The organism is Streptomyces sp. TRM68416, from assembly GCF_014596915.1.
In the GTDB taxonomy this organism is placed as follows: Bacteria; Actinomycetota; Actinomycetes; order Streptomycetales; family Streptomycetaceae; genus Streptomyces.
In genome coordinates this window covers 41,517-53,818 of record NZ_JACVWU010000001.1, presented here as the reverse complement: position 1 = coordinate 53,818, position 12,302 = coordinate 41,517, and the positions used below count along the sequence as shown (strand labels likewise).

Below are 12,302 nucleotides of genomic sequence, written 5' to 3'. Positions count from 1 at the left end.
AAGGCGTCGTGCTCAGGGCCGTTCCCCGCGCTTGACCTGCGGCTTGGGCAGCCGGAGCCGGCGCATCTGGAGGGAGCGCATCAGTGCGTAGGCGACGGCACCGCGCTTGCGGTCGTCGGGGAAGCGCTCGTTGAGGCGCTTCTTCAGACGGAAGCCGCTGAGGACCGAGTCCAGCACGATCAGCACGATCACGACGAGCCACATCAGCAGCGCGAGGCTCTGGAGCTCGGCCACCCGCACCATGCTCAGCACCAGGATGAGGATGGCCATCGGGAGGAAGAACTCCGCGATGTTGAAACGCGAGTCGACGAAGTCGCGCGCGAAGCGGCGCACCGGGCCCTTGTCGCGCGCGGGCAGGTATCGCTCGTCGCCGCTCGCCAGCGCCTCGCGCTGCCGGGCCAGGGCCTGGCGGCGCTCCTCGCGCTGACGCTTCGCTGCCTCCTTGCGCGTCATCGGCGTATTGGCGACGCTGCGGCGCTGGGACTGGGCCACGCTGCGCTTGGGCGTGGGCCGGCCCTTGGGGGCCTGCGGGTCACGGGGCTGCTTGGAGTCGGTCAGCGGCGCCTTGTCGGCGACCGCGGCCTTCTCTTCCTTGGCACGGCTACGGAACACAAAACCCAAGGGTACGTGTACATCCGGCATGGACCCCAGCCCGATGGGGAACGATCCGGCAACACCAGTCGTCCTGTAGGGGTACAGAGGGGACGTTGTGCAGGTTTCCGGGGGTCCAGGTGCGGACCCCGGGGAGCACCTACTCCCTACGCCGGATACAGGGGGTGCACAGTCGTCCTCGGGGATGAGCGCATCCGTCCCCGAACAGTGCGGTAATGGATGCAGGGCCCGTACTGTGGGTTCTGTCGCAGACCTGTGAGCTGGAGTCCGTCAGAAGGGGGCGCGCGAAGCCCATGAGCGGTGTCATGAAGCGTATGGGGATGATCTTCCGCGCGAAGGCGAACAAGGCCCTTGACCGGGCCGAGGACCCGCGCGAGACCCTCGATTACTCGTACCAGAAGCAGCTGGAGCTGCTCCAGAAGGTCCGTCGCGGCGTCGCCGACGTGGCCACCAGCCGCAAGCGGCTGGAGCTCCAGCTGAACCAGCTGCAGTCGCAGTCGTCGAAGCTGGAGGACCAGGGGCGCAAGGCGCTCGCGCTGGGCCGTGAGGACCTGGCCCGCGAGGCGCTGTCCCGCCGCGCCGCCCTCCAGCAGCAGGTGACCGACCTGGAGACGCAGCACGCGACCCTCCAGGGTGAGGAGGAGAAGCTCACCCTCGCGGCCCAGCGGCTCCAGGCCAAGGTCGACGCCTTCCGCACGAAGAAGGAGACCATCAAGGCCACGTACACCGCGGCCCAGGCGCAGACCCGGATCGGCGAGGCCTTCTCCGGCATCTCCGAGGAGATGGGCGACGTCGGCATGGCCATCCAGCGGGCGGAGGACAAGACCGCCCAGCTCCAGGCGAGGGCGGGCGCGATCGACGAACTGCTCGCCTCCGGCGCGCTCGACGACCAGTCCGGCATGCACAAGGACGACATCCAGGCCGAGCTGGACCGGCTCTCGGGTGGTACGGATGTAGAGCTGGAACTGCAGCGCATGAAGGCCGAGCTGGCCGGAGGCACGTCCGACCGGCAGGCCATCGAGGGCGGCAGTGGTCAGCCGCAGTCCCAGCAGCAGCCGCAGGACACCCCGCGCTTCGACAAGCAGTAATCAGGCCGGGGCCACGCCGAGGAGGGCGACATGATCGTACGGATCATGGGGGAGGGTCAGGTGAGGCTGGCGGACAGCCACCTCACCGAACTCAACAAACTGGACGACGAGCTCCTGCAGGAGATGGAGAACGGCGACGGGCCAGGCTTCCGCCAGACCCTGCACGCCCTTCTGGCAAAGGTCCGCGACCTGGGCGAACCACTGCCGGACGACTCCCTGGAACCGTCGGAACTGATCCTCCCGCCCCCGGACGCCACCCTGGACCAGGTCCGAGACCTCCTGAGCGACGACGGCCTCATCCCGGGCAGCGCCTGAGCCAAGGGCTCCCGCTGTCCGACCGACTACTCGGGCGCCCACCCGAGCAGCCGGTGCTGTCTTACCCGTCCGTCCTGCGGGCATGCGTGCCGCCCGGGGCGGGTCCCGCCCGAGCAGCCGGTGCTGCCTTACCCCGCCGTCCGTCCTGCAGATATGCGTGCCGCTGGTGCGGCGCCCACCCCGGCAGGCGGTGCCTGGCCACGCCGTCCGTCCTGCGGGCAGTCGTGCCGCTGGGGCGGCACGGGTGGGCGCAGGCGGCACCCCGTGAGCGCCGGGCTGCGGCACCCCCGCCCAGCTCCAACGCCGGGCACCGTTCGCAGGGACCTGAACCCCGGCTACCGTAAACAGCCGTGAACACCCTCGACCGCGCCAGAGCGCATCTGAAGGCGCACCCCATGGCGCTGGACGCGGCCCTCGCCACCGGCGTCCTGCTCTGCATGGTCGCCGGCTCCTTCGTGGACCCGCACGGCGAGAACGGCGTCACCTGGGGCGTCCGCACCCCGGACACCCCCAGCCTCCTCCTCATCACCCTCGGCGCCGCGGCCCTGGTGTTCCGCCGCCGAGCCCCCCGCACGATCCTCGCCCTCACCGGCACCCTCTCCGTCATCGAGAGCGTCACCAGCGACCCCCGCGCCCCCGTCGCCATGTCCGCGGTCGTCGCCCTGTACACCGTCGCCTCCGCCACCGACCGCTCCACCACCTGGCGCCTCGGCCTGCTCACCATGACCCTGCTGACCGGCGTCGCCATGCTCGCCGGCCCGCTGCCCTGGTACGCCCAGGAGAATCTCGCGATCTTCGCCTGGACCGGCATGGCCGCCACCGCCGGCGACGCCATGCGCAGCCGCCGCGCCTTCGTCGACGCCATCCGCGAACGCGCCGAGCGCGCCGAACGCACCCGCGAGGAGGAGGCCCGCCGCCGGGTCGCCGAGGAGCGTCTGCGCATCGCCCGCGACCTGCACGACGTCGTCGCCCACCACATCGCCCTGGTCAACGTGCAGGCCGGAGTGGCCGCGCACGTCATGGACAAGCGGCCCGACCAGGCCAAGGAGGCGCTGTCCCACGTACGGGAGGCGAGCCGCTCCGCGCTCAACGAACTGCGCGCCACCGTCGGTCTGCTGCGCCAGTCCGGCGACCCCGAGGCCCCCACCGAGCCCGCCCCCGGCCTGGACCTCCTCGACGAACTCGTCGGCACCTTCCGCAGCGCCGGACTCCAGGTCGAGGTCGCCCGCACCGACCAGGGCACCACGCTCCCCGCCGCCGTCGACCTGGCCGCCTACCGGGTCATCCAGGAAGCCCTCACCAATGTGCAGAAGCACGCCGGTACGGACGCGAAGGCCGAGGTCAGTGTCGTACGCGTCGGACCGAATGTGGAGGTCACGGTCCTCGACAGCGGCCGCCGGGACGACACCGCCCCCGTCTCCGGCGGCGGTCACGGCCTGCTCGGCATGCGCGAGCGCGTCACCGCCCTGGGCGGAACCCTCACCACCGGTCCCCGGTACGGCGGCGGTTTCCGCGTGCATGCGATCCTGCCGGTCAAGACCCGGACCCGCGCCGCGGAGGACCCCGTATGACCATCCGTGTCCTGCTCGCCGACGACCAGGCACTGCTGCGCAGCGCCTTCCGCGTGCTTGTCGACTCCGAGCCCGACATGGAGGTGGTGGGGGAGGCGTCCGACGGCGCGGAGGCGGTACGGCTGGCCGGGGAGCACCGGCCCGACGTCGTCCTGATGGACATCCGGATGCCCGGCACGGACGGCCTCGTCGCCACCCGCATGATCAGCGAGGACCCCGCTCTCGCCCACGTCCGGATCGTCATCCTGACCACCTTCGAGGTCGACGACTACGTCGTGCAGTCGCTGCGGGCCGGCGCCGCCGGCTTTCTCGGCAAGGGCAGCGAGCCCGACGAACTCCTCAACGCCATCCGGGTCGCCGCCGGCGGCGACGCGCTGCTCTCCCCGGCCGCCACCAAGGGCCTGATCGCCCGCTTCCTCGCGCAGGGCGGCACGGCCGACGACGACAGCGACCCGGCCCGCGCACAGCGCCTGGCCGCGCTCACCGTGCGGGAGCGCGAGGTGCTCGCCCAGGTCGCCGGCGGCCACTCCAACGACGAGATCGCCGAACGCCTGGAAGTCAGCCCGCTGACGGTGAAGACCCACGTCAACCGGGCCATGGCCAAGCTGGGCGCCCGCGACCGGGCCCAACTCGTGGTGATCGCTTATGAGTCGGGGCTGGTGCGGCCGCGGGCGGAGTGAGGCCGGGCAGGGTTGCGTACATGTAAGGCGCACCCAAACGTGAGAAAGGCCACGTGGTACATCCGGAACCTTTTCGCTGCCTGCGCTTTTCATGGCGCGTTCACGAAACGTACCGTTCCGCTTCACTGATCAATTCCTGGGTCGAGTCGGCTCCACCGTGCTGGGGAGCACGGTCGGTTCGGCCTGGGGCACCAAGTGGGGTGGGGCTCGAGTGTTTGCTCGGCGTGCGCGTTTGCTGTCTGTCACCGTCGCGGGGGCGGTACTGGCCGGTTTGTTGTCGACGGTTTCGGTGGTGTCGCCGCAGCAGGCCGCTGCGGCGTCGGACGACACCACGCCATCGGTGCCGGCGCAGTCTCTGGGGACCGTCCCGGAGCAGCAGGCCGAAGAGGTGGGCAAGCCTCTGCCCGAGCCGGTGTGGCCGAGCGCTGCCGAGGCGACGGTGGACTTGTCGCGGGCCGTTCCCGGGGAGCCGGGTGTGGTGTCGCCGGCGTCTCCGACCACGGCCGCGGGGGCTGACACGCAGGTGGGCCAGGTGGTGGAGGTCGCCCCTGCGCCGGTGGACGCCGACACCGAGGCGCAGTTGGGCGCGTCCCGGCTGGTGAGCGAGGAAACCCCGTCCGCCGATCCGAGCGCCGCGACGGAGACCCCGGAGCCCACGGCTGGGCCTTCCGTCGAGGCGACGCCGTCCGCGGAGGCTTCCGCACCTGCGGAGACTGCGCAGCCTTCGCAGCCGTCGTCGGAGACTTCGGCGACGGCCCCTGCCCCGGAGGAGCCGTCAGAGACTTCAGGGCCGTCACCGGACCTCGTATCGCCTGATCAGGTCGATGTCAGGTTGCTGGACAGGCAGGCGGTGGCCCCGGCGGGCGGCGTCGGGCTGGGCTTGCAGGTCACGCGCGCCGACGGCGTCGACGCGCTGGGCCAAGTGCAGGTGGACATCGACTACTCCGGTTTCAAGTACGCCTACGGCGGTGACTTCGCCGCCCGGCTTCGGCTGGTGAAGCTGCCCGCGTGCGCGCTGCAGACGCCGGAGACCGAAGACTGCACCGAACGTGAGGTCGTGCCCGCGCAGAACGACACCGCCTCGGGCACGCTGACCGCGACGGTGGTGGCCGAGCCGGACACGGACGGCCTGTCGACGCAGTTGGACAACTCCTCGGCCTCCGTCTACGCGCTGACCACGGGTTCGTCGTCGAAGGAGGGCGACTACCGGGCCTCGCCCCTGTCCCCGACCGGTTCATGGGACGTCGCGACCGGCTCCGGAGCCTTCACCTACAGCCTCCCGGTCAGCCTGCCCGCACCGGCGATGGGCTCGGCGCCGTCGCTCGGGCTGTCGTACAACTCCCAGTCCGTCGACGGCCGTACCTCGGCGACCAACAACCAGGCCTCCTGGGTGGGCATGGGCTGGGACCTGAACGTCGGCTTCATCGAGCGCCGGTACGTCAACTGCAGCCAGGACGGGCTGAAGACGATCGGCGACATGTGCTGGGAGTCGCCCAACACGGCCGACGAGCCGAACGGGGCGCTCTACGTCATCAACCTCAACGGCGTGACCTCGACGCTGGTGCAGGACAACACCGGAACCGGGTCCTACCACGTGCAGAACGACCCGGGCTGGCGGGTGCAGCACCTGACGGGCGGGCACGGCGCCGACGACGAGTACTGGGTGATCTCGTCCCAGGACGGCCGGCGCTACTACTTCGGCTGGGGCCGCTCGGAGCGCACGGGTACGGCGACCGACTCGGTGTTCACCATCCCGGTGGTCGGCAATGACGCCGGGGAGCCGTGCCACGCGCAGTTCCCCGAGCCGTGCACGCAGGCCTGGCGGTGGAGCCTGGACCGCACGGTGGACGCCAACGAGGTCGAGTCCGTCTACTTCTACGACAAGGAGAGCAACTACTACCGCTCCGTCGCGAATGCGGACAAGGCCCGCAAGTACACCGCGAGCGGCTACCTGAGCCGGATCGAGTACGGCTGGCCCACCCAGATCACCGGCGCCAAGCCGACCGGCAAGGTGGACCTGTCCCACGTGGGCCGGTGCGTGGAGCGCATGTCGGACAAGGACCCGCTGCGCAGTGAGCCGGGCGCCTGCCCGTCGATCTCCTCCAGCCCCTCGTCCTACCCGGATGTGCCGGTGGACCTGATGTGCGACGGCACGTCGTCGGACTACTACTGCGCGGGCAAGACGTACTACCCCACGTTCTTCGGCAAGGACATGCTGTGGGACATCAAGACGTTCGTGCTGAACACCTCGGCGAACGGCTGGGACCTGGTGCAGCAGTACCAGACCAAGCACGGCCTGCCCAACCCCGAGGGCACCATCGGCAAGACGCTGTGGCTGGACTATGTCCAGCGCAAGACCTACGGCACCGGCACGGACATCGTGCTGCCCGTCATCAACTTCAACGGCGTGGACCTGGACAACCAGGTCGGCCCGGCCGCGCTCAATTTCCGCCGCATCCAGACCATCCACGGCGACCTGGGCGCGACCACGACCGTCGACTACGGGGTGGCCAACGCGTGCAGCATCGACGCGCTGCCCAGCCAGTCGTCGAACACCAAGGACTGCTACTGGCAGAAGTGGACCCCGGAGGGTGAGACCGAGGCGCAGACCGGCTGGTTCAAGAAGTTCCTGGTGAAGAAGGTGACCGTCGACCCGACGGTCACCACCAACCAGGACGGCGCCCCGGAGATGACCACCACCTACGACTACGTGGGCGGCGCCGGCTGGCGCTTCACCAACGACCCGCTCACCGACGACGCGGACGAAACGTGGTCGGACTGGCGCGGCTACCAGAAGGTCGAGGTCACCTCGGGCAGCGGCGCGGTCAAGCACTCCACCTTCCACTGGCTCTACCGCGGCCTGGACGGCGACCGCACCTCCAAGTCCGACCCGTCCAAGAAGCGTTCCGTGACGGTGTCGGACGGCGCGGGCACCTCGTACACCGACTCACCGTGGCTGCAGGGCCGCACCATCGAGACCTCCAAGCGGGACGACACCGGCAGCTCGCAGCAGCGGGTCTTCCACTCGTACTGGACCCACAACACCTCCCAGTACGTGGGCCTGCCCGACGCCCGCTTCGTACGCGAGTCGAAGACCACCACCGAGACCCGCACCTCGTCCGGCTGGCGCACCCACGTGGTCGAGAACGAGTACGACGCCAGCACCGCGACGTCGGCCACCTACGGCCTGCCCCTGCGCGTCAACGACCAGGGCGAGGCGGGCGTCGCCGACAACCGGTGCACCACCTTCGGCCGCACGTACAACACCGACCCGCTCGGCAGCACCGGCATCCAGCGGTGGATGGTCCTGGTCGACGAGACCCGCCACTACGCCACCGGCTGCTCCAACCGTGCCGCGGACAACCAGGACGGCTACGCCGTCACGCTGTTCGACGGGGCCACCGACGTGGCGAGCAACAACCCGGTCGACGGCAACCCCACCCAGACCCGCACCTACACCTCGGGCGACGACTATCAGACGGCACGGTTCGGCTACGACGGTGCGGGCCGGATGCGCTGGGCCGAGGACGCCGACCGCAACCGCACCACCACGACCTACAGCCCCGAGAACACCTGGCCGCTGGACGGCGTCACCACCACAACCCCCAAGCCGTCCAAGGACCTCGCTGATCTGCGCGGCGCGTTGAGCACCACCGTGTGGAAGTCCCGGTTCTGGGGCGTGCCCTACAAGACGACGGACGCCAACGGAAACGTCACCAGGATCACCCTGGACGCGGCGGGCCGGACGACCGAGGTGTGGAGGCCGACCGAGACCGGCACCTCGCCGTCGATGAAGTTCAGCTACACCATCCCGACCTCCACCAACAGCGGCGGCGTCCCGGACTCGGTCGACGGCTACCCCCGCGTGGCCAGCCACACCCTCCAGTCCGGCAGCACCTACCTGTCCACCTACGCCTACACCGACGCCCTGGGCCGCGCACGCGAGACACAGGCGCCGACCAACTACAGCACTGACCCCTCCACGGGTGACGACGTCCCCAACCGGAAGGTCGCCGTCACCCGCTACGACACAGCCGGGAACGTCACCGGCACCTCCGCGGTCTTCCGCAACCAGGGAACGGCCGGCTCGGGCGGACCGGTCAGCCCCAAGGTCGAGGACCTGCCCTCCTACACCGACCTCGTCCTGGACTGGGCCGGACGCACCACCGAGTCCCGGATCATGGCCGGTGACGGCACCAGTGCCATGGTCACCCCGTACGGCCGGATCCGGACCGCCTACCACGGCGACTACACGACCGTCACTCCCGCCGCCTCCGGCGCGGTGGATACGTACACCGACGTGTACGGGCAGACGTCGAAGGTCGTGGAGCACAACGGCAGCGCCACCTTCACCACCCGGTACGAGTACACGGCCAGTGGCGCGCTGGAGCAGATCACCGACGCGCGCGGCAACGACACGACGTACACCTACGACTGGGCCGGACAGCGCATCAGGACCGAGGACCCGGACGCGGGCATCTCCACCACGGCCTACGACGACAACGGCCAGATCAGCGAGACCACCAGCAACGGCGGCAGGACAGTCCTTTCCTTCGCCTACGACAACCTGGGCCGCAAGACGTCCGTGAGCAGCGGCACCGACATGCTCGCCACCTGGACCTGGGACGGCCTCGGGGTGACCGGCGGCAAGGGCCAGATCACGTCGGCGACCAGCTGGGATGCGGACGGCAACGCCTACACGGTCAAGACCGGCGCGTTCGACGAGCGGGGCCGCCCGCTGACCACCACCGTCAGCATCCCCGCCGCAGTGACCGGACTTGCAGGCAACTACACCTCCTCGGTCACCTACGACGCCGCGAACCACGTCACCTCCGTGACGTACCCGCAGGCCGGCGGCCTGGACGCGGAGACCGTTACCACCTCCTACAACGGCTACGGCCAGCCCACCCGCCTGGCCTCCGACCAGGAGACCTACGTACGCGCAACGGTCTACGACGCCTACGGCCTGCTCACTGACCGCTCCTACGGCGGCCCGACCGGCCCGTTGAGCGGTGTCGCCGCGCAGCGTTCGTACGACTACTCCTACGCCAACGGCACCCGCTGGCTGAAGAGCATCACTACCAACACCACCGTGGGCAGGTTCACCAGTGAGAGGCAGGAGGACCTCTACACCTACGACTACGACGGCAAGATCACTGAACTACGTGAACAGGCCGACGGCCAGACCGCCCAGTCGCAGTGCTTCCGCTACGACGACCAGGCCCGCCTGAGCAGCGCCTACACCCGCGCCGAAGCCGGCGCCTGCACCGCGAACAGCGGCTCGGACTTCACCGGGCCGGCTCCCTACCAGACGGGCTACACCTACGACCGCCTCGGCAACCTCCAGTCGGTCACCGACACCGACGCCACCGGCCAGGCCACGAAGCGCGATTACCTCTACCCCGGCTACGACGACGCGGGCACCTGGACCACGGCCAACGCCCAGTGGCCGCACGGCGTCCGCAAGATCAACACCGTCACTGGCGGCAACACCACCGGCACGGAGACCTTCACCTACGACGACTCCGGCCGGATGGACACCCGCGCCGTCCCCGGCACCACCACCGACTACGACTGGACCGAACTCGGCCAGCTCTCCACCGTCACCACCACCGAGTCCACCGGCAGCCGCCTGACCCGCTACACCTACGACGCCGACGGCAACCTCCTGGTCCGCACCACCCCCGAAGAGACGGTCGCGTCCATCGGCGGCATGGAACTGCGCACCACCGACGGCACCCAGGTGACCGCGACCCGCTACTACACCAGCGGCGGCTCGGTCGTCGCCATGCGCACGACGCAGGGCACCACCGACACCAACGGCAAGCTCACCTACCTGATGGCCGACACCCAGGCCTCAACCCAACTTGCCGTCGACGCCACCACCGGCACCACAATCCGCCGCCGCTACACCCCCTTCGGTGACGAACGCGACGGCACCCTGCCCACTGGCACCGACAACGGCTTCCTCGGCAAAACCGAAGACACCAGCACCGGCCTCTCCCTCCTCGGCGCCCGAGCCTACGACCCCCACCTCGGACGCTTCCTCAGCCCCGACCCCCTCACCACCCCGTATCAACCGCAGAACCTGTCCGCCTACAGCTACAGCGACAACGACCCCATCAACTACGCCGACCCCACCGGACTGATAAAGGCTGACTGCGAAGGAGGCTGGAACGAATGCGGCCCCGGCACCCCGACGACTCCTGCCCCCACCACGGTCAGCGCAGAGAGCACTGACGACAGCGCAGGCCGCGACCAGGTTTGCTCCATCAAGTACGGAACCTGCATCGAGAGCCCCGGAGCCTCCGGAAGCAGCGATGACAGCGGGTTCTGGACCAACGTCGCGGCTTTGGTGGTCACTGGGGTCACCTTCAGCCTGTGCGAAGGAACAGCCGTGGCCACAGTAGGCGTAACGGGCGGCGCGAGCCTTCTTGCCAGCGGCGCTTGTGCGGCAGGATCCGGTGCTGCCGGCGCCTCGGTGAGAGATGCCCTGGACGGCGATGAGGAGTCGACGAGCGAGGCTCTCACTAACCAGGCCAAAGAGGCCGGGATTGGCCTGCTCGGCGGTCTCGCGTTCAAATCCGCACGTGCCGTCGCAGGCCAAGCGGCGAAACTGTCCAGGGCGTGCAAGAACAGCTTCCTGCCCGAGGAAGATGTTCTCTTGGCAGATGGAACGGTCAAGGACATCAAGGACGTCAAGCCAGGAGACAAGGTCCTTGCTACCGATCCAGAGACCGGAAAGACCGAAGCACACGCTGTTCTGGCCACCATCATCACCAAGGATGACAAGGCCTTCACCGAACTCACGGTGAAGGCGCTGCAAGACACCGCCACCATCACAGCGACCGACCACCACCCCTTCTGGTCTCCGAACCGGAAAGCCTGGATCGACGCCGGAGACCTCCGGCCCGGCATGACCCTCCGCACGGACGAGGGCACCGAGGTCACGGTCACAGCCACCCGCTCGTTCCACGCAGAGCAGGAGACCCACAACCTCACCGTTGACGGCCTCCACACGTACTATGTGCTGGCGGGGCAGACTCCGGTCCTGGTTCACAACAGCAACTGCTCCATCGGGTCGGTGACTGGGCCTGCTGGAGAGGTACTGCCACTTCCTAAGGGGGCTGCAGGCACGCCGGTTGCCACGGGTAAGGGCTGGGCTTATGACATTCCGGCCGGAACTAAGGGCCTCGATCCTCGGGTGGTGCAAGTTCGGGTGATGGACCCTGTCACCACCGGCAAGTATCAGTACCCGAACGGTTATGTGGTGTACATGAACAAAGCAGGTCAGTCAGTCAATCCCCTAACTGGACAGACGGTCAGCAAGGCTGACCCCTACAATCACATCCCGATCCCATGATCTCGATAAATGATCTCGTCCATGCCAGGCCATATCCGGAATTTCTCGGCTCGGTTGAAGTGGATCCCCTGCGAGAAGCGGACGCGCTGCAAGAGGCGCAGTTGCTCGACTCTCGGGTGTGTCACTTGACCTCTACGGCGGCTCTTCTCTTCGAACTGCGCACCTCCTTGCAGTTTGAAGTGGGAAATTCTGCGCTGCTTGTGATCCGGGGTCTGCGCTCGTTCGACTGGAAGTCACCGACGAAGCAGGTTCCTCTCACGGCACTGACGGTAGTATCCAGTGTTGCTGACCGGTTGGGCGATTCTCTTCGCGCGAGATTCGAATTCTTCCCGGAGGCGCACCTTGCAGTGGCGGGCGATCTGGCGGAGTTTTACGTCCTCGAAGTGGAAGGAATCGGCGACGTGCCACCCGACTATTTGAGCGTGGACTTGAAAAAGGTTCAAGGCGCCTTGCCGTCTTGGTCCTCCGCGTGCAGCCTGCTTCAGGCATCAATTTCGCACTGAGGTAGCAACGCGGAGTGGCGATGTTCCCGCTAGCGAATCGAAGCCCCGCCAGGCGTAGTCTGGCGGGGCTTCCCTGGTGTTTGACGGCAGTAATTGACGGCAACGTCAGTGGACGGGGACGGGGACGGAGCAAGGAGGCGGTTCGTTGCTGTCGGCGCCGGCTTTCTCGG

7 protein-coding genes are annotated in these 12,302 nt (G+C 68.5%); 6 read left to right on the top strand and 1 reads right to left on the bottom strand.

Annotated elements, in window-relative coordinates; translation table 11 throughout:
* Positions 1–12 precede the first annotated feature (12 nt).
* On the bottom strand, positions 13–612 hold the full coding sequence (locus ICC28_RS00225; protein WP_317453941.1) for a DUF3043 domain-containing protein: 600 nt from the start codon (positions 610–612) through the stop codon (positions 13–15).
* A gap of 305 nt (positions 613–917) precedes the next feature.
* On the opposite strand from ICC28_RS00225, the gene ICC28_RS00220 reads away from it, so the two are divergent.
* From ICC28_RS00220 to ICC28_RS00195, 6 genes are all read left to right on the top strand, one after another.
* Positions 918–1,700 carry a PspA/IM30 family protein gene (locus ICC28_RS00220; RefSeq protein ID WP_188286269.1) on the top strand — a complete coding sequence of 261 codons (783 nt, stop codon included), beginning with the start codon at positions 918–920 and terminating at the stop codon, positions 1,698–1,700.
* 30 nt (positions 1,701–1,730) lie between these two features.
* The gene (gene pspAA, locus ICC28_RS00215; protein ID WP_188286268.1) at positions 1,731–2,015 is read left to right on the top strand and encodes a PspA-associated protein PspAA; all 285 of its coding nucleotides are present in this window, start codon (positions 1,731–1,733) and stop codon (positions 2,013–2,015) included.
* A 350-nt stretch (positions 2,016–2,365) separates the two neighbouring features.
* Positions 2,366–3,586: a sensor histidine kinase gene (locus tag ICC28_RS00210; protein ID WP_188286267.1), complete on the top strand. Its 1,221-nt coding sequence runs from the start codon at positions 2,366–2,368 to the stop codon at positions 3,584–3,586.
* Positions 3,583–4,266 (top strand): response regulator, encoded by a 684-nt coding sequence (locus tag ICC28_RS00205; RefSeq protein ID WP_188286266.1) that lies wholly within the window; start codon positions 3,583–3,585, stop codon positions 4,264–4,266. Before ICC28_RS00210 ends, ICC28_RS00205 begins: the two co-directional genes overlap by 4 nt.
* Positions 4,267–5,098: 832 nt before the next feature.
* Positions 5,099–11,629, top strand: a complete 6,531-nt coding sequence (locus ICC28_RS00200) for an RHS repeat-associated core domain-containing protein (protein WP_223188165.1) — start codon at positions 5,099–5,101, stop codon at positions 11,627–11,629.
* Positions 11,626–12,132 (top strand): hypothetical protein, encoded by a 507-nt coding sequence (locus tag ICC28_RS00195; RefSeq protein WP_188286264.1) that lies wholly within the window; start codon positions 11,626–11,628, stop codon positions 12,130–12,132. Before ICC28_RS00200 ends, ICC28_RS00195 begins: the two co-directional genes overlap by 4 nt.
* Positions 12,133–12,302: the final 170 nt, after the last annotated feature.

Bases quoted from the DNA above. Each gene is read 5' to 3' on its own strand.
- ICC28_RS00220 (WP_188286269.1), top strand. From the start codon at position 918: ATGAAGCGTATGGGGATGATCTTCCGCGCGAAGGCGAACAAGGCCCTT.
- pspAA (WP_188286268.1), top strand. From the start codon at position 1,731: ATGATCGTACGGATCATGGGGGAGGGTCAGGTGAGGCTGGCGGACAGC.
- ICC28_RS00205 (WP_188286266.1), top strand. From the start codon at position 3,583: ATGACCATCCGTGTCCTGCTCGCCGACGACCAGGCACTGCTGCGCAGC.
- ICC28_RS00195 (WP_188286264.1), top strand. From the start codon at position 11,626: ATGATCTCGATAAATGATCTCGTCCATGCCAGGCCATATCCGGAATTT.